Here is a 26875-nt window from a genome sequence, read left to right as displayed (position 1 = left end):
TGTCTTTTTTTATGTGAAAAAGACAAAATAAAAAGCGTGAAATGTTTAGTTTCACGCTAGAAAGTATAGAGCCTTTTTTATTAGGTATTAATAACCGGTATCATAATTAACAACGTTTACGGATAGTGGTTTATGATCAATAAAATCAGGTAAGTTTTTCATGAAAATAGTAAAGAGTTTTTCTGAATTACCAGCCCATGTTGTATGTTGTGTTAAAAGTAAGTTATCTTGCTGCCATAATTTAGAATCATCAGAGATAGGTTCAGTAGCTGTGACATCAAGCGCAGCATATTTAATCGTACCATCATTGAGCTTTGTTAAAAGATCAGTTTCATTAACTGTAGCGCCACGCCCAATGTTGATAAATAAAAATAAGTCATTAAATAAGTTTAGACTATGTTTATCAAAAAAATGATTCGTTTGCGCTGTGCTGGGCAAGCTATTAATAACAATTGCAATATTATCTGGTAAATTATTTAAATTGTTAATAGCGAAAACTTTATCAAAATTATCTACAGGATGACCAGATGTATTAACACCGTAAACAGGTGTATCAAAAGATTGTAAATACTTAGCAATTTGTTGACCAATTTGGCCAGTACCAAAGATAATAACGGGTAATGCTTGCAAGATAAATTGATTAGTAAAGGGTTGCCAACTTTTTTGATTTTGATAGACATTTAAGCCACGTGCGAAATAAAAAATATAGCTTATAACACTTTGCGCAATAGGTTTGGAACGTTGACCGCTTGCATTCGTTAGGATGATTTTTTGTTCAGCAAGTGTATTTAGAGGCATATAGTCAACACCTGCAGAGTAGGCTTGAATCCATTTTAATTGATGATTTGGTGTTGCTAAGATATGATTAATGATATCGCCATCCCACCCATAACTGATATCAATATCACCGTAATTTTTAATAGTTAAGTTTTCGGGCCTAATAACTACCACGTCATAGGCATTTAATGTTTCAATATCAGCATCTGTCAAAGGTGATAAAGCTAACAAGTTCACAGTCATACTAAGTCCTCCAAAAAGTATATTTTAATTTATTTTAAGCAAAAAATTGGAAAAGGTCTATAAAATTAGTTTGATTTTACGACAAAAATAACAAAAAAATTTGGTTAATGAAATGATTATGAAAATATTCACAAATTATGTATAATTTAGTAAATTAAAGTGGTAAAAAATGACTAAAATAGGGTACAATAAGAATGTATGAGAACTTATTGCGCTTAAAATTAAGTTATCAATTAGGAGGTTAGTTGTATGAACTTGATAGCAGGTCTATCCATTTTAAACCTTGCACGATTCCAGTTCGCAATGACAACGATTTTTCATTTTTTCTTCGTACCGTTGTCAATTGGATTAGGTATTATTGTTGCGACAATGGAAACCTTGTATGTTATAAAAAAGGATGATCAATACAAACGTATGACCAAATTCTGGGGTAAAATTTTCATGCTCAGTTTTGCGGTTGGGGTTGTGACAGGAATCATTCAAGAGTTCCAATTTGGGATGAATTGGTCTCGCTATTCACGTTATGTGGGTGATATATTTGGGCCAGCTTTAGCAGTTGAAGCGCTAGTTGCATTCTTTTTGGAGTCTACATTCTTGGGGCTATGGTCATTTGGATGGGATCGCTTTAATAAGAAATTGCATCTAATGTTTATTTGGTTAACAACCATTGGTTCAGCTTTTTCAGCACTTTGGATTTTAGCAGCTAATTCATTTATGCAAAATCCGGTCGGCTTTAAAGTTGATCATAAATTTGATCGAGCTGTCTTAGTTGATTTTCCGGCTTTGTTACAAAATCATCAATTATGGTTGGAATTTCCACACGTTATTTTCGCAACATTTATGGCTGGGTCTTTTGCTGTGATTGGTATTTCAGCTTGGTCATTATTACGTCGTCCTCATCATGAATTAGACTTCTTCAAAAAGTCGGTTAAGGTGGGTGCTGTGGTTGCATTGATTGGAACAGTTGGTTTGCTATATACTGGTGACCGCCATTCATTGTACTTACAAGATGACCAGCCAATGAAGTTTGCAGCCACTGAAGCACTTGATAAAAATGTTGGTGGTGATGATGAACAAGCACCATGGTCAGTGATTGCATACAGTGATCCGAAGACACATGAGGTTAAATGGTCATTGGATATTCCATACATGCTTTCAATTTTAGCTCATCATTCTCTTGTGGGTGGTAGTCAAGGTTGGCGTGAACTAAATAAAGAGTTACATGAAAAGTATGATGTTAAATTTGGGCACGATATGAATTATTATTTGCCCAATAATACACTTTACTATAGTTTCCGTATTATGGCAGTTTCCGCAGGTGCATTTGGATTTCTTGCGTTAGTTGCATTGTGGGCAGTACGTAAAAAATCAAAAATTGATATTTCAAAATACAAGTGGGTTCTTTGGATATTCGGATTATCAACGTTCCTACCATATGTTGCAATAACGTCTGGTTGGTTGATTACTGAACTTGGTCGTGCACCATGGGTTGTTTACGGGGTTCTTACAATGGCTGATGCAGTGTCACCAAATGTTTCAGCAACGTCATTGTTGACATCCAATATATTGTATTTCGCAACATTCCTTGTGTTAGGGTTAATTATGATTCTTCTTTCACGACGTGTCATGATTGCCGGTCCAGAGTCAGTGGATGAAGAAGTAACAGATGAGAATCTTGATCCATTTTCACCTGAAGCCTTTACAGATGGAAAGGAGGCCTAAATAATGACAGAATATCAAATATTATGGTTTGTCTTGATTGCTGTTCTGTTTAGTGGGTTCTTCTTTTTGGAAGGATTTGACTTTGGAATTGGAATGTCTTTGAAAACCCTAGCTAAGGGTGAAACTGAAGAAGATGCATTGATTAGATCAATTGGACCACACTGGGATGGTAATGAAGTATGGTTGATTACTGCGGGTGGTGCAATGTTTGCTGCAATGCCTTTCTGGTATGCGTCATTGTTCTCTGGTTTTTATTTGATTCTATTTGCTATCTTAATTTGTTTGATTTATCGCGGTGTTTCATTTGAATTCCGTGAACAAATGCGAACAGTTAAGTTTAGAAATTTGTGGACGACCATATCAGCTATTACATCAATGTTAGTACCATTCTTGTTTGGATTACTATTTACTGATGTTGTTCAAGGAATGCCTTTAGATGTACATGGTGATATGTCAGCTGGTTTTTGGGATTACTTTAATGTTTTCTCAGTTATTGGTGGGGTCGCATTATCGTTGCTTTCATACGTACATGGTTTGAATTATGCACGTCTAAAGATTACAAGTGGTTCATTACATGATCGTATTCAAAAACAATTAAAGGTATTATATCCGATACTTTTGATTGGTGAAGTCGCTTTTGCAATTACGTTGTTTATCTATACTGACTTCTTTGTTAAAAAGCCAGTAATTACGGTAGTTTTGTTAGCTGCAATTGTTGTATTGACAGTAATAGCATGGACTGTGACCTTAAAGCAAAAAAATACCTTAGCATTTATTACGTTAGGGTTGGTGATTATTGTGCTAGTAGCACTATTGTTTACAGGTTTATTCCCACGCGTTATCGTTGGTAACGAAGCCGGTATGTCAATTCTTTTGAAGAATGCAACATCAACACCGTATACTTTGAAGTGGATGACAATTATTTCATTAACGGCATTGCCAATTGTATTAGCTTACCAAATCTGGAGTTTTTACGTTTTCCGTGATCGTATTCACGTTAAGAAGATGTCTTATTAATTACGTATTAGCGTTATAGTTGATACATTCAAAAAGGTTGGAACAGTTGCTGTCCCAACCTTTTTATACATATCTGGTTTGCTTTAAAACGAAAGGAATTATTAAAATTTATGTTAGATCCTAGAATATTTAAATTTCCTGGGGCAAAAAAAGCTTTAGGTTTATTATGTATATTAACTTTTATACAAGCAATTGCGATTATTGGTCAAGGACGTGCGTTAAGTATAGCTTTAACTAAAGTATGGGAGCACAAACAGTTACAGTCTGTTGTCATCATCATTTTAGTATTTATTAGTGCGTACGTATTACGTCAACTTTTAAGTGTCCTAAAAGAGTATGTGTTAGCACCATTTGCTGATCAAACGACAGGGCGGCTACAAAGTGAATTAACGAAACAATATGCAAACTTGGGGCCAAGTGCAATTAGTCAATTGGGAACTGGAAAATCAGTAACTTTGGCAGTTGAAGGAATCGATCAAGTGCATGATTACTTTACATTAGTATTAGTAAAATTGTTTGATATGATGATTATCCCTTGGATTATTTTGGCATATGTTTTTACAATCAATTGGAAACAAGCAGTTTTTTTATTCTTTATTTATCCAGTTATTGTGTTGTTTATGATTATTCTAGGATATGCAGCACAAGCTAAGGCTGATCGGGAGTATGAGACTTTTAATCGGTTATCAAATCATTTCGTCGACTCATTACGTGGGCTAACAACGCTTAAACAAGTAGGTTTGTCTAAACAATATGCCGATAATATTTATGATGTGTCTGAAGATCATCGTAAAGCAACGATTAGTACGCTAAAAATAGCAATATTATCGACTTTTGCATTAGATTTTTTTACAACGTTATCTATTGCAATTGTGGCCCTATTTTTAGGTCTAGGTTTAATGAACGGCACGATACCATTGTTACCAGCACTAACGATTTTAGTATTGGCTCCTGAGTATTTTGAACCGATTAGAAATTTTGCTAATGATTATCATGCGACATTAAATGGTAAAAATGCCTTCGCAGATATTATGACTGTTCTTGATACAAAGACAGTTGAAGATACGAATGTTTATCATCGAGGACAACAACGTTGGCAAGCTGATGATACATTAGAAGTAACTAACCTCAATTACCAGTATCCTAATGCTAATAATAATACGTTAAAGGACATTAATGTATCATTTAAGGGCCACCAACGTGTGGCGATTGTAGGAACCTCTGGTTCAGGGAAATCAACCTTGTTAAACCTATTGGGGGGATTCTTAATTGGTGAGGGTAATATCAAAATTAATGATCAAACATTACCACATTTACAGCAAAAAGACTGGCAGTCACAACTACAAGTGTTGCCACAAAAACCTTATATTTTTCACGATACATTACGAAATAATTTAGCGTTTTATGCTAAGAATAAAACAGATGAAGCATTAATTCATGCAATTCAAGTTGTTGGATTAGACGACTGGTATGCGTCTTTGGATGACGGATTAGATACTATAATTGGTGAAGGGGCTGTGCAAGCTTCTGGTGGACAAACACAACGTATCGGGTTAGCACGTATTTTATTAGATCAAGAGCGACGTGTGTTATTGCTGGATGAACCGACTGCTCATTTAGATATTGAAACAGAAATTAAATTAAAAGAAACAATGTTACCATTATTTGATGAACGATTGGTTATTTTTGCAACGCATCGTCTTCATTGGTTAGCACAAATGGATTTGATTTTGGTCATGCGTGATGGCCAAATCGTTGAACAGGGGACACTTTCAGAATTAAATGATAAGCAAGGATACTTTGTTGCTTTGCAATCAGCAATGCGAGGTAGTAAAAAATGAATAAGTTAATAACGTTAATTAAAAAAGATACTTGGGTTTTTCCATATTTAAAATCATATAAAAAATTGTTAGCTTTAATTTTGTTTCTAGGTTTCATGACGATTTTTTGTGGTGCAGCCTTGATGTTTACCTCTGGATTTTTGATTTCACGTTCGGCCCAAATTCCAGAAAATATATTGATGGTTTATGTACCAATCGTGTTAACGCGAGCTTTTGGAATTGGTAGACCATCATTTCGTTATGTTGAACGTCTGGTATCACATGATTGGGTTTTGCGAATTGTTTCTAAGTTCCGTAAAAGACTTTATCAGCTAGTTGAAGTTGGTACAAAATCAGTTTATGCAAAATCACAAACAGGTGAAGTTTTAGGTGTTTTGGATAATGATCTATTTAAAATTGAAAATTTTTATTTGCGGACATTATTTCCAACGGTAATTGGGTTAATCGTATATGTCTTGATTACAGTTGGTATTGGCGTGTTTGATTGGGGATTTGCATTAGCTGTTTTTTTGATGTTAGGTATGATAACAATTTTGACACCGATTATCACAATAGTTGTGAATGGTGCGCGAGATTATAAACAACAACAACTTGAAGGCCAACTGTACACTGATTTAACTGATTCTGTTATGGGATTACAGGATTGGATTTTATCTGGACGTACGTCAGAACTATTTGAACGCCAACAAAACGATTTTAATGCGATTAATAAAATTAAAGCAAAACAAAATCATTTTAATTGGTGGCGGGATATGTTTGGCGCTGTGATAATTGGCGCAACAGCCATTGTTCTATTGATTTTTGCCACTAAGCATTTTGGTAGTGATAGTTTTGGGGTTAACTGGATTGCAGCCTTTGTATTGGCTATTTTCCCAGTGCAAGATTCGCTGACATCAATTAGTACTGGTGTCGGCGAGTGGCCACGTTATAAAAATTCAATTGAACGATTGAATCAAATGGACGACAAAGCACAAGCTGAATTGCAGGGGAATGTAACACAAGAAATGGTGGGTATTACACAACCTGAAATTAAGTTTAATAAAGTTAATTTTGGGTATAATGAAGTTACAGTGTTAGAAAATTTAAATTTAACGATTAAGGACGGTCAAAAATTAGCGATTTTAGGTCAATCTGGCGCTGGTAAGACAACTTTCTTAAAACTTTTATTGGGTGATGAACAACCTAATAAGGGAACAGTTACGATTAATAACTATGATGTTAAAACATTGCAAAAAGAACGTTCTGATATTATTGCAGTATTAGATCAACAGCCATATTTATTTGCTAGTTCTGTGGCCAATAATTTACGGTTAGGTAATTTACAAGCAACGAATGAAGAATTGTGGCGGGCGTTACAACAAGTATCGTTAGCAGATCTTGTGAAAAGTTTACCAGAAGGGTTAGATACACCAATGACTGAAATGGGAAACCGTTTTTCTGGTGGTGAAAAGCAACGATTTGCATTAGCACGGGTATTATTGCAAAATACACCAATTGTTATTTTGGATGAACCAACGGTTGCTTTAGATCCAATTACTGAGTTAAATGTATTAAATACTATTTTTGAAGTATTGGCTGATCGAACAATTATTTGGGTCACTCATCATTTAACTGGGATTGAATTGGTTGATGAATTGATTTTTATTGAAGATAAGAAAGTTTCAATGCAAGGGACACCACAGCAATTGATGGTAACTGAACAAAGATTTAAAAAGTTGTTAGAATTGGATCATGGACATTTAACTGACAAATAAGAGGGTGATTTTCTGGCAAAAAGGAAAAATAAGCAACGTATACAAAAATTCTTTGTTAAGAATGGACAGCTGCAGCGGGGACATGTTTTATTGTGTGTCATCCTGATTTTAGGTTTTGGAATTTGGCAAACAGATATTCATCATCATAAAAATCAACCAGTTAAAGAGGTGAACACAGTGGAACGAACACATAAAGCATTTATCAAAAAAATAGCGCCCCAAGCACAGCAACTTGAACAAGAGTATGGTATATTAGCTTCTATTAGTATCGCGCAAGCAGTATTAGAATCAGATTGGGGAAAATCTGAATTATCAACACAATATAATAATTTTTTTGGTGTTAAAGCAGTTGCTGGTCAGCCAAGTGCATCATTAGCAACGAAAGAATATGAAAATAATCAATGGGTAACCATTAATGCATCGTTTCGTGTTTATGACAGCTGGCAATCATCCATGCTGGACCATGCACAATTATTGGTAAATGGGACAACTGATAATCCACAACGATATGCCACGGTCGTGCAGGCGACAGATTATAAGAGTGCTGCCAATGGGTTAGTAGCCGGCGGTTATGCAACTGATCCAACATATGCAAAAAAAATAATTCAAATGATTGAAACATATCATTTATATAGGTATGATAATAAATAAATTCAGATTGAAAAGGGTGAGATAAGATGAGTTATGAAGTTTTACCAGGAGCAACAATTGGAATCATTGGGGATGGTATTACAAGTCGGTATTTAGCACAAATTGCTCATAATATGGGCTATCATATTGCAGGGTATAGTAGTTATGCAGATTCAGTTCTTTTAAAAGAGGCGGATTATCGTTTTGTAGGCCAAAAAGATAACAATGATGAAATTGAAAGTTTCGTAGCGCTATCAGATATCATTACGTATACTTCAGCATGGTTACCTGTGCAAATTACTGATCAATTAACAAATCAAGTTGTACCCCAAGGGACTAATATCTTAGATATTACTGACGATCATGCATTAGCAAAAGCATTTTATGAAAGTGAATCATTGAATATTTTACCTTACGAAACAGGGAGTTCGTTAGATGAAATTGCACAGGCGGGGACAAAACTAGGTTATCCACTTATTGTAAAACCAGTTTTCAAGCACAAAAATATTGATGATCAAGTTATTTTACGTGGTGAATGGGACTTGGGATTAGTCGCGCCTATGATTGATGGCAGTACGTTGTTAATCGAACCGTGGTTAGATAACACGCAATCATTTGTAATGACAGCAGTACGTAGTGCTAATAATGAGACGGCCTTGTACCCATTACGGCAGGTGCAAACAATTTCATCTAACTTAAACAGCGCGTGGACCGTTGGGAATATAGCTGATGCCGTTGTTGATGAAATAACTAAAGTCACTGAAAAATTAGGAGCTACTTTAAATTATGTGGGGGCATATGATGTGACAGTTTTATTGTCAGATCATGGTACTTTATACTTGCGTAATGTCATCCCTGGCTTGTCTAAGACGACCGTTTTATATGATGTTTCAGTTAATATAAGTGTCGCTGGCCAGCATTTACGTGCTATTACTGGTCAAAAACTTGCTGACGTTGTTTTTGAACACGCAGCAGTTTACCTGCCAATTACGGAAAAAGAAGAGCCGTTACTTTATCGGCATTGGCAAATTCAATCACATTGGCAAATTGCCATGTATCATTTTGACAATCTATTACCACAAACAGGTCATGTTTTAGCTTATGGCACAAGTTCGGAGCAGTTGTTAAACCAATTGCAAGTAGCCGGTATTTGGCAATTTGATAATCAATAAATAAAAAGAGACATCCATACTCGGCCGCAATTCTAAAGTGCCAGTTATGGATGTCTCTTTTTATATGAATAAGTTTAGAAAGAAATTTGTAATATTGTAATAAATACACTTGCGAATGATAGAACTAACATAAAAATAACAAATGTTTGGATGATTTTTTGCATTGTTGACTTTTTCTTTTTATTGTTTTTTTGCATGGTGGAACCTCTAATCTATATCGTTTAGTCTATTGTATCAAAAAAAACAGATAACATACCACAGAGTGAATAATTAAAGGTATAATAAATAGATTAATACATTTTAGGAGGCAGTAATGCTGACATTATTTAATTGGCCAGTAACGGTTTTTATTGCTTTAATTACCTTAGTAGTTATTTGGATTATAAAACAAACCTTTTTGCAAAGTTCTTGGCCAAAAAATTTAAAAACGACAGATTTGGGTGTTTTTATTGTTTGGTGGAGCATTGCTACCACGACATTTGAAGTTTGGCATATAACATTATTAGTACCAATGTTTTTAATGTTTGTTTTGTGGGGAATTGCTTTGGCCTTGTATCAAGGATTTATACGCGAAACATTTGTCACACGGCGCTTTTGGTTAATTTGGTGGCGCATTATTACGTTGACTAGTTATATTATTTTGATTGGTATTGCAATTTATGCTTACATTGTGACAAGTGGCAGATAATAAAGGAGTAAATAAATGGAAAAAATTAGTGGTTATGTAAAAACTTGGCAATCAGATAAAGGGTTTGGCTTTATTGAATTAAAAGGTGAAGATGATGTCTTTGTGCATTTTTCGGCTATTCAAACACCACGTGTACGTGATTTAATAGTTGGTCAAGAAGTTAGATTAGTTGTTATTCAAGGAATTAGAGGACCACAAGCAGCTGCTGTTGAAGTTATAGCGTAAATACTGGAGGAGGTAGAATGGTTAACTTATCAAAAGAAGTTACAAAATTTGCTGAAAAAGTTTTAGACGAAACGACTAAGTATGATGGTCATATTATTCGGGCCGTTGAACAAACAGTTCTTTTACCTGACGGACGACAAACTAAACGTGATGTTGTCTATCATGCTGATGCAATTGCTATCTTAGCATTAACAAAAGATAATAAAATGATTTTAGAAAAACAATGGCGTGCACCAGTAAAACAGGTAACGCTTGAAATTCCGGCTGGTAAGATTGATAAACGTGATCAAAACCCATTGGATGCTGTTAACCGTGAGTTAAATGAGGAAACGCGCCTCGCAGCAAAAAAAGTTGCACCAATTACGGGATTCTATACATCAATCGGATTTGCTGATGAATATATGACATTATATTTAGCAACGGATTTAAGTCCAGTTGTAGCAGAATTACCACAGGATGACGACGAGCAAATTGATTTGATTTATGTTGATTATGAACAAGCAACAGAGTTATTTAATAGTGGTCAATTGAAGGATGCTAAAACAAATATGGCATATTTATATTGGCGTACGTTACAATAATAGGTAAATATGATGTTATTTAATAAAAAATTACGTGATAAAAAGAATGAGTTAGTTAATAATGACATGTCAAGTCTTGATGATTTGGATAATAATCAAAATCAAGGTGCAACGTTATTAACGCGTGAAGAACATCGATTAACACGACATGGTCGTTATGAATTGGATCCACAAACACGTAAGTTAACCAAAACGGGAAAAACAACACGTTTAAAACATCGTTTGAATATGGCAATTGCTATCTTAATTGGGTTAATTTTATTAACGTATGTCATTTTGTTTTTCTTGTAGCAGATTAGAATTAAGGAGAGATAAATAAATGCGGTATGGTGTAATAAATGCAATGGCAGAAGAGAAGGCAGCGCTAGTTGAGGCAATGTCTGATGAAAAGCAAACAACTATTGCAGGAAAGCTATTTCATCACGGTAAAATTGGTAAGGTTGATGTTGTCGTTGTAGAATCTGGTATTGGTAAAGTTGCTTCAGCATTAACGACAACGTTATTAATTACTAATTTTGCAGTTGACGCCATCATTAATTCTGGTTCAGCTGGTGCAGTAGGAAATGGTTTAAAAATTGGTGATGTGGTGATTGCTGATGAACTAGCTTATGCTGATGCTGATGCTCGTGCATTTGGCTATGAATACGGTCAAGTACCTCAACAACCAGCACGGTTTGAAACAGAGGTTGATTTGGTAGCAGGGTTATCAAAGGTGTATGCAGCTGTAACAGATGCACACCTGGTTAATGGTTTAATTGTGACGAGTGATTCATTTATTGCTAGTGATGAACAGAAACAAAATATTTTGTCACATTTTAAAGATGCACAGTCTGCTGAAATGGAAGGTGCTTCGATTGCCCAGGCAGCACATTACTTTGATGTCCCATTTGCTGTAGTACGTGCTATTTCTGATAATGCTAATGGAGAAGCTGGGATGACATTTGATGAATTTATCATTGCAGCTGGTAAGCAATCAGCACAAGTATTGATAGATTTCTTCAAGGCACAATCTTAAAAAATAGTTCTATGGTAAAAGGGGTATAAAATGGCATTTGATACTACTGTTAAGGTAATTGGTGATGATGTTATTTATCAATTTAACCCACAATTAAAACAATATGCTTTAGGTGATACTGGTTTTGTTAAAAATAATGCTGGTTCATATGTAATGAAACGTTCATTAGAACCAGAAAAAGGCTTAGATAATGCTATTAAGCTAAAAGTTGTTGTTGATAAAGCGCTAACGGGAATTAAAATTAAGACGGTTAATCCGAGTGGTAGTGCCACTGTTAATATTTTTAAGCATCAGAAACACGTAGAATTAGAAAAACTGTATCATTTTTACTTAAATGAATTAGTTGATCGAGAAATTCTTAAAATTAAATAAATTGTGGACAGATTGACAATGAGTTAATCTGTTTTTTGTGCTTTTAAGTAAATAAAATGTATATATGTTAACTTTAACACTGTTACACTTTCGTAATCAAAAAACTAATTAGAAGTAAGAAAACGGTTTTATCAGTTTTACTTGTAGATTATTTAAATAATAATCTTCTTATTTAACCGGTTAATTATTATTTTAAAATACTATTGTATCAGTCTTTTAGTTCAAGTTTTCATTTGATATTACAATGAAATTTCTCACAAATTATTATTTGTGATACAGGTGTAACGCTCTGTCGCACCATTGTAACGAATATGGTTGTGAGATTGTTAAACTTATATCTGTTGTTAAAAGCATGAGTTCCCAACGTAGTGAATAGAATCCGCGTTGAAGAGGACTAAGGAAAGTGTCAATGCCAATATAGGTAAACATCAAGGAGATATATTTATAATGAATAAAAAAGTACTAACTGCATTAGCTGTCGCTGGTATTGCAACTGCTGCAATGGCCACAGAGGTATCAGCCGATACATACACTGTTCAAACAGGAGACACTTTGTCATCAATTGCTACTAATCACAATACGACTATCGATCGTCTTATTAGTGTTAACAAGATTGCAAATGCTAACTTAATTTTTGCTGGTCAACAAGTTGAGTTAGATGATCAAGCTGCTGCACCAGTTACACGGCAGGCATCAGTACAAGTAGCTCCTGTACAAGAACAAGTTGCGGTTGCTGCACCGGTTGCACAACAAGCACCAGTACAACAAGCAGCCCCTGTACAACAAGCACCAGTACAACAAGCAGCCCCTGTACAACAAAAGGCAGCACAAGTACAATCTGTATCAACTGCAGCTGCTTCAGGATCAACATATGATCAATTTATTGCTGCTGGTGGTAATTCAGCAATGTGGCAATCAATTGTGATGCCTGAATCAGGTGGAAATGTTAATGCATCAAATGGTCAATATCATGGATTAGGTCAAACTAACCAATCATGGGGCCATGGATCAGTGGCTACACAAACTGCTGGTATGCTAAATTACGCCAACTCACGCTATGGATCAGTGGATAACGCTATTTCATTCCGTGCAGCTAACGGTTGGTGGTAAAAACAACCTCACATGGTGAAATAAATTAATTTAATAAAAAAGCTGTATCTAGTTGACGAAAACATCTGTGTTTTTTCAACATTAGATACAGCTTTTTTTATGCTTTTTGATGATGTGTTTTGGTTTCAGATGGAAATTGATTGCTACGTTGGTCAATTGGCCATAACCAGTAATTAAGGTTAGCTACCAGTTGGGTTTGTTTGGTGTGTAGGGCCATCATGTCAGGTAGTACTATTTGAGATTGTTGTTGTAGTGCAGATGTCTGTAGACAATAAACCTGTGAGACCAACCCTTGTTGATCATCAACTAATAATGCATATGTTACTGTTTCTGATGGTGCTGTATATAATATTGCCATAAAGAGCTCCTTAGGATTTAAATATCACGAAAAATTTCTTGCCAAGCATCTTTATTGAGTTTAGTCGTTTTTTTATGAACTCGTGCTTTTTTAACATAATTATTTTTTTTGTACGTACGCACAATTTCTGCTTGAATATCACGATCTGGCGGTAAATTATCGCTCACAAAATCGGCCGTATGATTAGGTGCATCTGGAAATAAGTCCTGATTAGTCAAAAACCAACGTTGCATAGCAGGATTTAATCCAGCATGACGTCGGATACGTTGCAATAGTTCATCTAAGCCAAAATTCAGACGATGAATTTGAGCTTGCAATTGACGAGCAACCTGTTCAGAAATACCAATATGATCTGCAAAATGCGTAATACCTAGTTTGATTTTTTCACCCAAATCATTGATCAGAATATATTGATGCTTTAAGCGACGACCACAGTCACAATATAATTGTGGTAAATTTTTGGTATCATAATTTAAATTTTCGTGATAGTCGACTAAAGACCAATGGCGACCATGACCAACTAACTCGTAATTCATGAATAAAGATGTTTGCTGATAGCGAATATGTCGCTGAATTGCAAGTTGTTGCGCAGATGATAAATGTAACCAAGTTTCTTGACGTCGTTCTTTAGTTAACGAAACTTTCTTTGACTTTGTATGTGGTAAAAGCATAAATAAGTCCTTCTATTAATGATTGTATTCATAAAAACGTTGATTAATTGCTTGATAAACACGTTCAACGTCACTTTGAGTACCACGTAATTCATAATTGGCAATTAGCGGGGCATTAAAGTCAACAGCATAACGACGAGCGGTTAAAATGTACTGTGCATTAAAATTTTTATTACCGCTACCAATAATACCAATTAAATTTTTGGCATTTTCTGGTATTTCTAGTTGTTCACGTAAAGCATCAGTCATAATTTCGATAATACCATTGCCAATACCGTTACCACCATCTAAATAAGTGGGGACAAAGACAAAAAAGGGACTATTCGTAATTATATCGGGTGAAGCGTCAGATACTTCTATTGGTTCAAAAGATAGTTGGCCTTGTTCATCTGCAAAGGTCGTTAACTTATCAATAAATGAACGTGTGTTACCAGAAATAGAAATATATAAAAGATTAAGTGGCATTATGAAGTCCTCCGGTAATTATTAATGTTACTCTTAAGTCTAAAAAAAAATATTGGATTTAGCAATTATACAACTAACAGAATGTTATTATTTAATCATTTTGTAATAATCACTATAAAAGCTTTCGTACTGCGAAAAAGCCTGTGTCAAGCCTTTTTTTAGTTAATTTAATCCCTTGCAATGAGGTGGCTTAGTGGTTTATACTCAACTTCATATTAACAAAGCGTTAGTTTTTTGAACATAGAAAGTTTAGGTGGAAATATGCAAAATGTTACCGTATATACAAAGAATAATTGTATTCAATGTTTGATGACCAAGAAGACATTGACACAGTATGGCATTAGTTATTCAGAGAAAAATGTTGAGAATGATGCTGAAGCTTTAGCATTTTTAAAGGATAAAGGTTATCAATCAGTTCCTGTTGTCTTTTCAGGAGATAGGGAGCCAGTTCATGGCTTTCGACCAGATTTACTCGCAAAATTAAATCAAGCAATGTAATTCAATAAAAAATAACGATACCTACCTGTCGGTGCAACCAAAATAGGGGTTCCGCTTTACAATAGGTAAAACGTGGGAGAAGTATATGTCATTAGCAACACTAGACTTGGATAAAGTAACTTATTTTGATTTAAACAATCAGTTAAATATTCCAAAGAATAATAGTATCCAATTACAAAAGGATCAAGAAGCATTACAAGCTTTTATCAAAGAAAATGTGAAGCCAAATACATTACACTTTGATACCATTCAAGAACGTTTTGATTATCTTATTGAAAATGATTATGTTGATCAAAAGATGATTAATAAATATACAATGGCATTTATTGAGTCACTTTATGCTTATTTAGAAACACAGAATTTTAAATTTAAATCATTTATGGCAGCATACAAGTTTTATGCACAATATGCTTTAAAAACAAACGATGGTGATTTTTATATTGAAAATTATAAGGATCGTATTGTGATGAATGTGCTATTTTATGCCAATGGTGATGAAAATTTGGCGCTAAACTTAGCTGACGAAATGATTCACCAGCGTTATCAACCAGCAACACCTTCATTTTTGAATGCCGGCCGTTCAAGACGTGGAGAACTAGTGTCATGTTTTATTTTACAAGCAACCGATGATATGAATGCGATTGGACGTGTGATCAATTCAGCGCTACAGCTATCAAAAATTGGTGGTGGTGTTGGGATTGTTCTGTCTAACTTGAGAGAAGCAGGGGCACCTATTAAGGGGATTGCGAATGCTGCATCTGGTGTTGTTCCAGTTATGAAATTGTTAGAAGATTCATTTTCATATTCTAATCAAATGGGTCAACGAAATGGTGCTGGGGTTACTTATCTATCTGTATTCCATCCAGATATTATGAATTTTTTGGCAACGAAAAAAGAAAATGCTGATGAAAAAATCCGTGTTAAGACTTTATCACTTGGATTGACAGTTCCGGATAAGTTCTATGATTTAATTAAAGCAGACGCAGATATGTATTTGTTTTCACCGTATGACGTTGAAAAGGTATATGGTACGCCATTTAATTATGTTGATATTACTGCCGAGTATGATGCAATGGTTGCTAATACTGCTATTCATAAGAAAAAAATCCGCGCCCGTGACTTAGAAACTGAAATCTCAAAATTGCAACAAGAATCAGGATATCCTTATATCATTAATATTGATACGGTAAATAAAGCGAATCCAATTGCTGGTAAGGTTATTTCGTCAAACTTGTGCTCAGAGATATTACAGGTACAAAAGCCATCACAAATTAATAATGAACAAACTTATGATGAGCTTGGAACAGATGTTTCATGTAACTTAGGATCAACTAACATTGTCAACATGATGGCAACTAAAGATTTTGGGAAATCTGTCGACACAATGATTCGTGCTTTGACATTTGTGTCAGATCAAACGGATCTAGATATTGTGCCATCAGTACAGCTTGGAAATCGACAAACACACGCTATTGGATTAGGTGCAATGGGGTTGCATGCATTCTTTGCTAAGAATCATATGTACTATGGTGATGAAGAAGCATTAGATTTTACTAGTGCTTATTTCTTGATGCTAAACTACTATAGCTTAGTTTCATCAAACAAGCTTGCTAAAGAACGGCAGACGAGTTTTTATGAATTTGAAAAATCAGATTATGCCAATGGTACTTATTTTGACAAATATATTAATCAAAATTGGTCACCTAAGACAGATAAGGTAAAAGAAATTTTTTCAGTTCATCATTTTCCAACCCAAGCAGATTGGCTAGCCTTAGCAAAGTCAGTTGAGCAATATGGTTTGTATAATGCTTATCGTATGGCGATTGCACCAACTGGATCAATTTCGTATGTTAATGATGCCACTGCGTCACTACATCCTATTATTAATCGAATTGAAGAACGCCAAGAAAAGAAAATTGGTAAAATTTACTATCCTGCACCATATTTAGGTACGGATACGTTACCATACTATGAATCAGCTTATAATATGGATATGCGTCGTGTAATTGATGTGTACGCAGCAGCACAGCAACATATTGATCAGGGGATGGCGTTGACGCTATTTATGCGCTCAACCATGCCAGATGATTTGTATGATTGGAAAGTAAACCATACAAATAAGATGACGACTCGTGATTTAAATATTCTTCGTTTGTACGCACATAATCGGGGAATTAAGTCTATTTATTATATTCGTACTTATACCGATGATATGGAAGAATTCGGTGTCAACGAATGCGAGAGTTGTTCAATTTAGAACACATTGCAGACAGGAGATAGGATAGATAAATGACAAAATCATATGAAGCAATTAATTGGAATGAAATTGAAGATACAATAGATAAGGCAACTTGGGAAAAGTTAACTGAACAATTTTGGCTTGATACGAGAATTCCTTTATCAAATGATTTAGATGATTGGCGTAAAATGACAGATCAAGAACATTATCTCGTAGGACATGTTTTTGGTGGATTAACTTTGTTAGACACATTGCAATCACAAGATGGTATGTCATCATTAAAGCAATCAACACGCACACAACATGAATTAGCCGTATTGAATAATATTGAATTTATGGAATCTGTGCATGCCAAATCATATTCATCAATTTTTGAAACTTTGCATACACCAGCAGAAATTAATGAGATTTTCGATTGGACTAATACAAATGAATTTTTACAGTATAAAGCTAATCGTATTAATCAAATTTATCAAGAGGGTACACAATTACAGCGCAAAGTCGCATCAGTCTTTTTAGAGACGTTCTTATTTTATTCTGGTTTTTATACACCACTTTGGTATTTAGGCCATAATAAAATGAATAATGTTGCCGAAATTATTAAATTAATTTTGCGTGATGAGTCGGTGCATGGAACTTATATTGGTTACAAATTTCAATTAGGATTTAATGAACTTGGTGAAGATGAACAAGCCGAATTAAAGATGTGGTTGTACGAACTTCTATTAGATTTATATAGTAATGAGGAAAAGTATACCAAGTTACTATATGATGAAATAGGTTGGACAGAGTCAGTACTAACATTCTTGCGTTATAATGCAAATAAGGCTTTGATGAACTTAGGTCAAGATCCTTTGTTCCCAGATGGTGCTGAGGATGTTAATCCAATTGTGATGAATGGTATTTCAACAACGACCTCAAATCATGATTTCTTCTCTCAAGTAGGAAATGGCTATCGGTTAGGTCAAGTAGAAGCCATGTCTGACGATGATTACAATATAGATTAATGATATTGCATAAGTAAAAGTAAAGTGCTATCATTATGAAAATGATATACAAGGTGGTAATTAGTTATGAGTAATTTTGTTTTAAATTTTAATGGTTGGTGGCGCAGATAGCGCGTACGGACTATGGCAAAACATAGATTCGGTACGTGGTTCCTTTGGGAGCAGATGTATTGGGTCTGTGCTGACTAATTTCCGAAATAATGGGAAAGAGTTGTATGGATTATCATGCAGTTCTTTTCATGTGAGACACGAGAAGATACTGTTGTATCTGCTCGTGTTTTTTATTTTGTATAACAATAATTGAGGATAGATAAATGAATAAAAAAATATTGGCTACAATTGGCGCACTGACTTTCTTCACAATTTTTGCAGGGGTATATGATTCAGTTCAAACAAACCAGAAAAAGACAATCCCTAAAGTTGCAATTTTACAATTTATGAAACATCCAGCATTGGATGATATTAATAAAGGCATTCATGAAGGTTTATCCCAATCAGGGTATCATGAGGGAAAAAACATCAAAATTATGTATGAAAATGCACAGGGTGATCAATCTAATTTAAAGACAATGGCGTCAAAATTTGAGAACGCCAATGCTGATGTTTCCATCGGTATCGCTACACCTGCAGCAGTTTCTTTAGCAAATACAATTAAGGATAAAGCGGTAGTTTTTTCAGCATCAACGACGCCCATTCAATCTAAATTGGTTAAAAGTTACAAACACCCTGGTGGTAATGTGACAGGGGTGTCGGATCAAGCGCCCTTGAGTGCACAGTTAAAGATGATGAGAAAATTTGTACCTGATTTAAAAAATTTAGGTGTGATTTATACTTCATCTGATGATTCAGCATCAATTCAAGCTAAGCAAATGATGAATTTAGCTAAAAAAGCAGGTTTACAAGTTAAGCCTTACACGATTTCTTCTTCTAACGATTTAAACCAAACAGCTAAGCAAATGGTCGCTAATAATCAAGTTGATGCAGTGTTTGTTCCGACTGATAATACGATCGCAGGAGCCATGCCGACTTTGATTGATAGTACAAATGCAGCTAAAGTACCTGTATTTCCAACGGTTGATACAATGGTGGCCGATGGTGGTTTAGCAGCTGAATCTATTAATCAAAAAAAATTAGGCGTTCAAACTGGTAAACAAGTTGCTCAAATTTTGGATGGAAAACAACCGAAAGATTTGCCAGTTGGCTTTATTAAAAAAGGTGATTTAGTTATTAATAAGTCACAGTTGGCACGACTTGGCTTGGTGTTACCAAATGAGTATAAACATGCAAAATTTGTAAAGTGAGGCAATTATGGGTATTTTAATTTCAGCCATTGGTCAGGGCTTAATCTGGGCAACCTTAGGATTTGGATTATATTTAACTTTTAGAATTTTAGACGTTGCTGATATGACCGTTGAAGGAACCTTTCCATTGGGTGCGGCAACTGCAGTAACCTTAATTTCTAATGGTATATCACCAATTATTGCAACACTAGTAGCAACTTTTGCTGGGAGTCTAGCAGGATTAGTTACGGGGCTGTTATATACGAAAGGGAAAATCCCAATTTTATTAGCAGGTATTTTGACAATGACAGCAATCTATTCAGTTAACCTCCGAATTATGGGACAAGCTAATCGTTCATTATTAGGTAAAACAAATTTATTTTCATATGACTTTTTGAAGAGCTTACCTCAAAATTTTCCGGTTATTGTTGTTGGCATTGTCATAATTATATTAATTACCATTTGTTTAGCGCAATTTTTAAAGACTGAATTAGGCCAAGCGTTTATTGTCACAGGTGATAATCCTAAAATGGCAAGATCTTTGGGAATTAATACTGATAATATGACCATTTTAGGGTTGATGGTTGCCAATGGTCTAATTGGTCTTGGTGGCGCATTGGTTGCACAAAATAATGGCTTTGCGGATGTTAATATGGGTGTTGGTACCATTGTGGTAGCGCTGGCTTCGATTATCATTGGTGAAGTAATCTTTACCGATACATTAACTCTGCCTGAACGCTTAATTACAATTATTGTTGGTTCAATTTTCTATCGTTTTGTATTGGTGATTGTATTGTACATTGGCTTTAATGCTGACGATTTGAAACTAGTTAGTGCTATTATCCTTGGATTGGCACTAATGCTACCAAGATTACGATCAAAGTTACGATTAAATACGTTTTTAAAGCGAGGATGATGAGATATGGTAGAAACAAAGTTACGATTAGACCATGCGACTGTCATTGTTAATCAAGGACAATCGGGTGAAAAAACAATTTTGGATGATGTGTCATTAACGTTATTACCTGAGGATTTTGTGACCGTTTTAGGATCAAATGGGGCTGGAAAATCAACGTTGTTTAATGTGATTGCTGGCTCATTACCATTGACGCGCGGTAGTATTTATTTGGGTAATCATGATGTTACACATTTAAATGAGGCACAACGAACAAAGTTTTTAGCACGTGTCTTTCAAGATCCTAAATTAGGGACTGCACCTCGCATGACAGTTGTAGAAAATATGTTGTTAGCCGAACGGCGTGGGTTACGGCGACGATTAAAAAATCGTGGGTTAACGGAAGCTAAAAAAGTAGCGTATGCTAAGATTACTGCGACAATGGGGAATGGTCTCTCTGAACGTTTGGATATGGCAGCTGGTGATTTGTCAGGTGGACAACGACAGGCTTTGTCCTTTTTGATGGCAACACAGTTACGACCAGAAGTATTATTACTTGATGAACATACGGCAGCGTTAGATCCTAAAACAAGTACACAACTGATGCAGGTCACAAATCAACGAATTTATGAAGAAAAATTGACAGCGTTGATGATTACACATCACTTAGAAGACGCTATTGAGTATGGTAATCGTTTGATTATAATGTCTGAAGGTAAAATTTCATTGGACGTTAGTGGCGTTGAAAAACAAAAATTAACAATTAATGATTTACTGGGTTATTTTAATCGTTATTAAGATTGGAACATGATATGCATAAAGAAAAAATATTGCTAGAAATATTGGCTGTTGGTAGTGGTGGATTTATTGGTGGTGTGTTACGGGCAAGTATGATGCTACTTTTTCATAATAATTTATTTCCATGGGAGACGATCATTGTCAATCTAAGTGGTACTTTTATTTCGGCCTTGTTGGTTGTTTTATTTAGTAAAATGATAAACCTAAAACAAGTGACATCTGATTTTATTATGGTAGGAATTTTAGGCGCCTACACAACTTATTCGACAGCGCTGGTTGATATGGTTCATTTATCATGGTTAATGGCGTTAGTATACTTAGCTATAAGTGTGGTTGGAGGTGTATTAATGGTAATTTTTAGTCGTTATTTAGGTAATAGAATGGTGTTAAGATGGCAGAAATAATTTTAACTGGTATTGGGGCAGCAATTGGCTCTTTAATGCGATTTGGTTTGTTAACAGTTGCCCCTCGTTGGTTTGGCAATTTATCTGAATTAATGGTCGTTTGTATTAATTTATTGGCTGCTTTTTTTATGGGAATGACACTTTCTATGGTAGCTCCTGATTGGATACACACCATTTTAGCGCCGGGTATTTTGGGTGGATTTTCAACGTTTTCGGCTCCGATTGTTGATATTGCAGATGCTATGCAAAAGCGAACTAGTAATCGGCGCTTATTGATCATTAAAACATTATTAACATTTGTGGGTGGGCTAATTGTTTTATGGTTTGGTGCTTGTGTAGGTAATTGGATTTTTTAAGTCGGTTATCAGTATTTATTAAAAATAATCTTTGTTGAATGGATATCTACCAAATGTTAAACTCATTAATATAGGACAAGAGAAATGCAAGGGGATAGTCATATGAGTTTAATTGATCGAAATCGAATTAATGCTATTCGGCAAGCTAATGACATTCCGGTTCGTGAACTAGCTAATATTGGGATTAGTCGTAATCGTTACTATCGATATTTAAATGATGAAAATGATTTACCAGCAGAAGGCTTTATCTCATTGATGAGTCATTTATTATTAACTGGAACTGAAGTTAATACGGAACTAGTAAATAGGTTAGATACTGTTGAGGGATTAATTAATGCACTACAAGAGGCCGATAAAGAACACGATGCTAATAAGATAAAAGATATTAGTCGTCGTGGATATCATTTATTTCGTAATACAATGGCTCGTGGTTATTTGCGGGTTGCTAGTTTAGCAGACGTATTACATGCCAAAATCATTCCAAATGAACATTCGCAAATTGCTAAAAAGATACTGATTGATTCATTTGAAGCGGTTACAATATGGCGTGAAATGGATGTGGCGTTATTGGCACCAGTAATTACGGATTTACCGGTACAACAAGTTGCTGATTATTTGACTGTTATTTGGGCAAAGAAATGGCCACATCACACGATGGAAATTTTAAATACAATGTCTGCACAATTTTTGATAATGTTGTTAAACGAGCCTGAACGTCCAAAAGACATTTTTGTAGAAGTCACCACCTGGATGATTGAGCAACCACGTGATGCTATGGGATTGGCGTGGTGGTCTAATTTAGTTAATCAGTTGGTTGATAAAAATTGGGAAGCAGCTCATGAAGCATTACTGGTAGCTAAGCAGTTACGAATGCAAAATATGTTTGAAAATGGGGATGCATTAACCGGCACCTGGCAAAAAAGATATAAATAAAAAATGACATCAAGGAAAATTTTCGCCTTGATGTCATTTTTTATAATATTAATTGCAAAGTATCGTCAATATTATTTATTTGCAATAACTTCAATGTGATTGCCATCAATATCGTCAATATGAAAGATAATATGGCGCCCATCTTCACTTTCAGTAGCAGGTTTGGCTTGTGTAACCTCATAATTAATTAGGTGATTAATGACAGTTTCTTTATGATCACGAACGATAACTTGTACAGTAATTGGTTCACCATCGGGTTCTTCATAAAAGACGATTGATTGCTTGTCAAAATATAAATGACGAGCTTCATTAACCCCAAATTCTGTTGGTAAATCAAAAACTTCACGATAAAAACGAACAGTATTTGGAACATTGTTTGCTGGGATACGTAGGGGACTGAATTTTCTTACTCGCATGTTAACACACCTCAATTTTTATAAATGATTCAACTAACTATTATACGCCTAGAAATAAAACAAAGAGAAAAAATTGTCAAAAAGTCGTCTTTATTATTGGAGGCAAATTATGACAATTAAAATTACATCTGTGCGACAATTAGGAGACTTATTGATTCAACGGTATGCGCAATCACCACAGGAAGGATGTTGGGTAATTGCTGTAACAACACAAATGACAATTATTGATATTTATCAGGTAGCATTGGGGACTTTAGATAGTGTTAATATTCATCCACGGGATGTTTTCCGTCACTTGGTCGCCCACAATGCATATGGCTTTATTTTATGCCATAATCATCCAAGTGGTAATTTAACGGCATCAAGTGCTGATCATCTTGCAATGGTCCAAATGGCGATATGTGGGCAGTTAATGCAGTTTCATTTTTTGGATTTTATAATTATTTCAACTCGTGGTTATCGAAGTTACCGTAGTGAGAATTTATTACCAAATGTAGAATTAGAAACACTAATTGATTTATGGACTAAGTTCAACAACATGTGATAAAATTAATAAGAAATTATATGGTGCTTTGTTAAAAGTACATTTAGTAGAATTATCAAAATAAATAAAGAAAAGGGAAATGCTGTGTTTTCATTTGGAACTCGAAATGTTGGAATAGACTTAGGAACAGCTAATACGTTAGTCTATATTGAAGGTAAAGGAATTGTGCTTCGTGAGCCCTCAGTTGTCGCACGTAATACAAAGACAAATGAGGTCGTTGCCGTTGGAACTGCTGCTAAGGAAATGCTAGGTCGAACACCTGGTTCAATTACAGCGATTCGTCCAATGCGTGATGGTGTTATTGCTGATTACGAGACAACAGTTGCAATGCTTAAATACTATTTAGGTAAGGCCTTAGGAACGCGTGGTCCCAAGCCTTACGTTACAATTGGTGTACCATCAGGTGTAACAGCAGTTGAACGTCGTGCAGTTATTGATGCAGCCCGCGTTGCTGGTGCGCGTGATGCGTATGTTATTGAAGAACCATTCGCTGCAGCAGTTGGCGCAGGGTTGCCAGTTATGGAACCGACTGGATCAATGGTTGTTGATTTAGGTGGTGGGACAACTGATGTTGCTACCATTTCGCTTGGTGGTATTGTGTCGTCACGTTCAATCCGAATGGCTGGTGACAAAATTGATGAGGCAATCATGACATATGTCCGCCAAAAGTATTCAGTCTTGATTGGTGAGCAAACTGCAGAACGGCTAAAAATGGCAGTTGGTTCAGCTGACCTTGAAGCTGCTGAGGATATGGAAGGTACCACTGCACGTGGAAGAGACTTAGTTACAGGATTACCTAAAACAATTGATATTAAAGCTAGTGATATTGCGGATGCTATTAAAGATGTTGTTGCTGAAGTTATCGTTGCGATTAAAGAAACTTTGGAAGAGACATCACCCGAAATTGCTGCGGATGTAATTGATCGTGGTATTGTTTTGACAGGTGGTGGGGCGCAACTGGCTCATTTAGATGAAGTGATTGCTGAAGCAACTAAGGTACCTGTATTTGTAGCGCCAGAACCACTAGATGCAGTAGTTATTGGTACTGGTGAGGCTTTAAAGTCTATTGATGTTTTAAAAAACAATTAGGCGATAAGTCTTAGATGATGACTACCCCGTATTATAATTTATAATGCGGGGAGTTTATTATATGTTAGAATTGAACAACAATATAACTTGCTAAGCATAATAGACTAAGAGAAACGAAGGGCAATTTTAAGATGAAGAATATCTTTACGTCACGTCGATTAGTGATTGGTGTAATTGTTGTCATCGCAACAATTGGGGTGATTATATTAGGCGCAAAGGCCCACAATTCACAAGAAGAGCCATCTTTACCAGCTCGAGTCGTATCGGATGTGACAGGTTGGACTTCTAAAATTGTGAATGCTCCACTAAAGTTGGTTCACGGTGGCTATGATTCACTTAATAAACTAACAGATACGTATCAAGAGAATGAACGTTTGACCAAGAAAGTTGATGATTTAGCACAAACAAAAGTGCAATTACAAGTGTTACAACAAGAAAACCGTGCATTAAAAGATCAATTGAAAATTAATGAGACATTAACAGACTACAAAGTTGTGAATGCTGTTGTGACATCACGTTCACCAAGCAATTGGCAGAGTCAACTTATCTTGGATAAAGGAACAAACGCTGGGTTGAAAAAAGGCTTATCTATCATGGGTTCAGGTGGGTTAATCGGACGCATTACAGAAGTAAATACAACTAATGCAAAGGTTGAATTACTATCAGACAATAATCAAATTGCTGATCGTTTTGCTATTCGTATCCAAAATGGTGCGGGTGAGTCAGTTGATGGCATTATTACTAGTTTTAATCAGTCAGATAATTTAATTGTGATGGGCCAAATTACGTCCGATGTTTCAGTTAAAAAGGGTGATTTAGTAACAACTAGTGGTCTTGGTGGTGTTACACCAGCTGGATTATATGTTGGTAAGGTTGAACGCGTCGGTAGTGATAACTATGGCTTGTCAAAGAAGATTTATATTAAGCCAGCGACAGACTTCAATAACATTCCAGTTGTGAGTGTCGCAATTCCTTAAAAAAAAGGAGAACGAAATATGATTGTCAGATTTTAACTGATAATGTCTTTTCGTTCTTTTTTTGTAAAATTTTTAATTTGATGAGATGATTGGTCGACCATTTAAAGCTTGTAAGTCACGATTATTGTGAGAATAAAATGTCTTTAAATGATTTAATTGTTCTACCGACAACGTAACAGGCTGCTTTAAGACATACCATTCAACATTTTCAGTTAATGGTGGTGTTGTTAGTGACCCGATATAGTGATAATAAGTCTTACTTGCTGGCATGATGTCATCAATAGGAATTTCAAAATGCTCAGTTTTGTTCATATGAGCTAATACGGCATCATAAGTTTGGCTAGTAGCGCCACTTTGTACAAGTATAGCGACAACAGCTAAACGACCGTCACTTGCCGCATGGACAAAATGAATTTCAGCATCGTATGCAATATTATTGATCGTATGTTCACTAGGTGTATGAATGTGAAACTGTTTTAAGCTAAATGGCCGATTACCAATGTTAGCAGTTCCTTCTAAGCCAACTTCAATACCAGCACCAGTATCGCGTACATAATTGGCAAGATGCTTATAATTAAATGATAAAACTGTTTCAAAATTATTTTTAATTGCTAACGTATCTGACAAAGCGATTGGAGATTGTTTATCACCTGATATACGTGTCCATGCAGCTTGATTTGAATAGTCTAATTGTTCCATTGGTATTCTCCTTATAAAATATCATATACTTAGTGTAGCAGTTTGAATAAATTATGGTAGAAAATTTTTTGTAAATAAGTTGACGAGTTAGTTCTAAAC

Annotated in this window: 32 protein-coding genes; 25 read left to right on the top strand and 7 right to left on the bottom strand. The window is 35.2% G+C overall.

Features of this window, described 5'->3' with window-relative positions; genetic code table 11:
- Positions 1-87: 87 nt before the first annotated feature.
- Positions 88-1020 (bottom strand): NAD(P)-dependent oxidoreductase, encoded by a 933-nt coding sequence (locus FFM61_RS04760; protein ID WP_083194477.1) that lies wholly within the window; start codon positions 1018-1020, stop codon positions 88-90.
- 249 nt (positions 1021-1269) lie between these two features.
- Between FFM61_RS04760 and FFM61_RS04755 the strand changes: the two genes are divergently transcribed.
- From FFM61_RS04755 to FFM61_RS04730, 6 genes are all read left to right on the top strand, one after another.
- Positions 1270-2742: a cytochrome ubiquinol oxidase subunit I gene (locus FFM61_RS04755; protein WP_137604607.1), complete on the top strand. Its 1473-nt coding sequence runs from the start codon at positions 1270-1272 to the stop codon at positions 2740-2742.
- Between the two features lie 3 nt (positions 2743-2745).
- Positions 2746-3759 carry a cytochrome d ubiquinol oxidase subunit II gene (gene cydB / locus FFM61_RS04750; protein ID WP_074427416.1) on the top strand — a complete coding sequence of 338 codons (1014 nt, stop codon included), beginning with the start codon at positions 2746-2748 and terminating at the stop codon, positions 3757-3759.
- Between the two features lie 110 nt (positions 3760-3869).
- Complete coding sequence (gene cydD / locus FFM61_RS04745; RefSeq protein WP_074427417.1) at positions 3870-5600, top strand: thiol reductant ABC exporter subunit CydD; 1731 nt, start codon at positions 3870-3872, stop codon at positions 5598-5600.
- Complete coding sequence (gene cydC / locus FFM61_RS04740; RefSeq protein ID WP_074427418.1) at positions 5597-7354, top strand: thiol reductant ABC exporter subunit CydC; 1758 nt, start codon at positions 5597-5599, stop codon at positions 7352-7354. Before cydD ends, cydC begins: the two co-directional genes overlap by 4 nt.
- A 177-nt stretch (positions 7355-7531) precedes the next feature.
- Entirely contained in the window at positions 7532-8005 is a 474-nt protein-coding gene (locus tag FFM61_RS04735; protein WP_240005969.1) for a glycoside hydrolase family 73 protein, read from the top strand.
- Positions 8006-8031: 26 nt separating this feature from the next.
- Positions 8032-9156 carry an ATP-grasp domain-containing protein gene (locus FFM61_RS04730; protein WP_074427420.1) on the top strand — a complete coding sequence of 375 codons (1125 nt, stop codon included), beginning with the start codon at positions 8032-8034 and terminating at the stop codon, positions 9154-9156.
- 74 nt (positions 9157-9230) lie between these two features.
- Here FFM61_RS04730 and FFM61_RS04725 read toward each other — a convergent pair whose 3' ends face one another.
- Positions 9231-9353, bottom strand: a complete 123-nt coding sequence (locus tag FFM61_RS04725) for a DUF4044 domain-containing protein (RefSeq protein ID WP_074427421.1) — start codon at positions 9351-9353, stop codon at positions 9231-9233.
- A gap of 116 nt (positions 9354-9469) precedes the next feature.
- Here FFM61_RS04725 and FFM61_RS04720 point away from each other — a divergent pair, with 116 nt between their 5' ends.
- From FFM61_RS04720 to FFM61_RS04690, 7 genes are all read left to right on the top strand, one after another.
- A complete protein-coding gene (locus FFM61_RS04720; RefSeq protein WP_074427422.1) occupies positions 9470-9844 on the top strand; it encodes a DUF3397 family protein in 375 nt (124 codons plus the stop codon).
- A gap of 15 nt (positions 9845-9859) precedes the next feature.
- Entirely contained in the window at positions 9860-10069 is a 210-nt protein-coding gene (locus tag FFM61_RS04715) for a cold-shock protein (RefSeq protein WP_074427423.1), read from the top strand.
- A 17-nt stretch (positions 10070-10086) separates the two neighbouring features.
- On the top strand, positions 10087-10650 hold the full coding sequence (locus tag FFM61_RS04710; RefSeq protein WP_074427424.1) for an NUDIX hydrolase: 564 nt from the start codon (positions 10087-10089) through the stop codon (positions 10648-10650).
- 9 nt (positions 10651-10659) lie between these two features.
- Positions 10660-10941 (top strand): hypothetical protein, encoded by a 282-nt coding sequence (locus FFM61_RS04705; protein WP_137604606.1) that lies wholly within the window; start codon positions 10660-10662, stop codon positions 10939-10941.
- A 28-nt stretch (positions 10942-10969) separates the two neighbouring features.
- Positions 10970-11665 carry a 5'-methylthioadenosine/adenosylhomocysteine nucleosidase gene (locus tag FFM61_RS04700; RefSeq protein ID WP_074427426.1) on the top strand — a complete coding sequence of 232 codons (696 nt, stop codon included), beginning with the start codon at positions 10970-10972 and terminating at the stop codon, positions 11663-11665.
- Positions 11666-11695: 30 nt separating this feature from the next.
- Positions 11696-12037, top strand: a complete 342-nt coding sequence (locus FFM61_RS04695) for a cysteine desulfurase (protein ID WP_074427427.1) — start codon at positions 11696-11698, stop codon at positions 12035-12037.
- Between the two features lie 447 nt (positions 12038-12484).
- On the top strand, positions 12485-13147 hold the full coding sequence (locus tag FFM61_RS04690; RefSeq protein ID WP_074427428.1) for a LysM peptidoglycan-binding domain-containing protein: 663 nt from the start codon (positions 12485-12487) through the stop codon (positions 13145-13147).
- 97 nt (positions 13148-13244) lie between these two features.
- Here the strand turns inward: FFM61_RS04690 and FFM61_RS04685 are convergent, their stop codons facing one another.
- The 3 genes from FFM61_RS04685 to FFM61_RS04675 are packed head-to-tail and all read right to left on the bottom strand — an operon-like array spanning position 13245 to position 14641.
- Entirely contained in the window at positions 13245-13505 is a 261-nt protein-coding gene (locus tag FFM61_RS04685) for a hypothetical protein (protein ID WP_074427429.1), read from the bottom strand.
- A 17-nt stretch (positions 13506-13522) separates the two neighbouring features.
- Entirely contained in the window at positions 13523-14176 is a 654-nt protein-coding gene (locus tag FFM61_RS04680; RefSeq protein ID WP_074427430.1) for a hypothetical protein, read from the bottom strand.
- 15 nt (positions 14177-14191) lie between these two features.
- On the bottom strand, positions 14192-14641 hold the full coding sequence (locus tag FFM61_RS04675) for a class Ib ribonucleoside-diphosphate reductase assembly flavoprotein NrdI (RefSeq protein WP_083194478.1): 450 nt from the start codon (positions 14639-14641) through the stop codon (positions 14192-14194).
- Positions 14642-14902: 261 nt separating this feature from the next.
- On the opposite strand from FFM61_RS04675, the gene nrdH reads away from it, so the two are divergent.
- The 9 genes from nrdH (at position 14903) to FFM61_RS04630 (ending at position 23051) form a co-directional block, all read left to right on the top strand.
- Positions 14903-15139 (top strand): glutaredoxin-like protein NrdH, encoded by a 237-nt coding sequence (nrdH, locus tag FFM61_RS04670; RefSeq protein ID WP_074427432.1) that lies wholly within the window; start codon positions 14903-14905, stop codon positions 15137-15139.
- A gap of 85 nt (positions 15140-15224) precedes the next feature.
- On the top strand, positions 15225-17396 hold the full coding sequence (nrdE, locus tag FFM61_RS04665; RefSeq protein WP_074427433.1) for a class 1b ribonucleoside-diphosphate reductase subunit alpha: 2172 nt from the start codon (positions 15225-15227) through the stop codon (positions 17394-17396).
- Between the two features lie 32 nt (positions 17397-17428).
- Complete coding sequence (gene nrdF / locus FFM61_RS04660; RefSeq protein ID WP_074427434.1) at positions 17429-18385, top strand: class 1b ribonucleoside-diphosphate reductase subunit beta; 957 nt, start codon at positions 17429-17431, stop codon at positions 18383-18385.
- 314 nt (positions 18386-18699) lie between these two features.
- Complete coding sequence (gene trpX, locus FFM61_RS04655; RefSeq protein ID WP_074427435.1) at positions 18700-19686, top strand: tryptophan ABC transporter substrate-binding protein; 987 nt, start codon at positions 18700-18702, stop codon at positions 19684-19686.
- A 7-nt stretch (positions 19687-19693) separates the two neighbouring features.
- Positions 19694-20581: an ABC transporter permease gene (locus tag FFM61_RS04650; protein WP_074427436.1), complete on the top strand. Its 888-nt coding sequence runs from the start codon at positions 19694-19696 to the stop codon at positions 20579-20581.
- Positions 20582-20587: 6 nt separating this feature from the next.
- On the top strand, positions 20588-21358 hold the full coding sequence (locus FFM61_RS04645; protein ID WP_074427437.1) for an ABC transporter ATP-binding protein: 771 nt from the start codon (positions 20588-20590) through the stop codon (positions 21356-21358).
- Between the two features lie 14 nt (positions 21359-21372).
- Positions 21373-21762 carry a fluoride efflux transporter FluC gene (locus tag FFM61_RS04640; protein WP_083194480.1) on the top strand — a complete coding sequence of 130 codons (390 nt, stop codon included), beginning with the start codon at positions 21373-21375 and terminating at the stop codon, positions 21760-21762.
- The gene (locus FFM61_RS04635) at positions 21750-22118 is read left to right on the top strand and encodes a fluoride efflux transporter FluC (RefSeq protein WP_074427439.1); all 369 of its coding nucleotides are present in this window, start codon (positions 21750-21752) and stop codon (positions 22116-22118) included. Before FFM61_RS04640 ends, FFM61_RS04635 begins: the two co-directional genes overlap by 13 nt.
- 102 nt (positions 22119-22220) lie before the next feature.
- Positions 22221-23051 (top strand): Rossmann-fold NAD(P)-binding domain-containing protein, encoded by an 831-nt coding sequence (locus FFM61_RS04630; RefSeq protein WP_074427440.1) that lies wholly within the window; start codon positions 22221-22223, stop codon positions 23049-23051.
- A 71-nt stretch (positions 23052-23122) separates the two neighbouring features.
- On the opposite strand, the gene FFM61_RS04625 is transcribed toward FFM61_RS04630, so the two are convergent.
- On the bottom strand, positions 23123-23467 hold the full coding sequence (locus FFM61_RS04625; protein ID WP_074427441.1) for a VOC family protein: 345 nt from the start codon (positions 23465-23467) through the stop codon (positions 23123-23125).
- Between the two features lie 109 nt (positions 23468-23576).
- Between FFM61_RS04625 and FFM61_RS04620 the strand changes: the two genes are divergently transcribed.
- The 3 genes from FFM61_RS04620 to mreC all read left to right on the top strand — a co-directional run bounded on the left by FFM61_RS04620 (position 23577) and on the right by mreC (position 26077).
- The gene (locus FFM61_RS04620; protein WP_074427442.1) at positions 23577-24011 is read left to right on the top strand and encodes a JAB domain-containing protein; all 435 of its coding nucleotides are present in this window, start codon (positions 23577-23579) and stop codon (positions 24009-24011) included.
- Positions 24012-24095: 84 nt separating this feature from the next.
- Positions 24096-25100, top strand: a complete 1005-nt coding sequence (locus tag FFM61_RS04615) for a rod shape-determining protein (RefSeq protein WP_074427443.1) — start codon at positions 24096-24098, stop codon at positions 25098-25100.
- 131 nt (positions 25101-25231) lie between these two features.
- Positions 25232-26077 (top strand): rod shape-determining protein MreC, encoded by an 846-nt coding sequence (gene mreC / locus FFM61_RS04610; protein ID WP_074427444.1) that lies wholly within the window; start codon positions 25232-25234, stop codon positions 26075-26077.
- Between the two features lie 72 nt (positions 26078-26149).
- On the opposite strand, the gene FFM61_RS04605 is transcribed toward mreC, so the two are convergent.
- A complete protein-coding gene (locus tag FFM61_RS04605) occupies positions 26150-26776 on the bottom strand; it encodes a carbonic anhydrase family protein (RefSeq protein WP_074427445.1) in 627 nt (208 codons plus the stop codon).
- Positions 26777-26875: the final 99 nt, after the last annotated feature.

The sequence above is a fragment of the Weissella hellenica genome, from assembly GCF_005405545.1.
Lineage (GTDB): Bacteria > Bacillota > Bacilli > Lactobacillales > Lactobacillaceae > Weissella > Weissella hellenica.
Note: the sequence above shows the minus strand (reverse complement) of the source record. Positions and strands in the feature narration are given on the sequence as shown.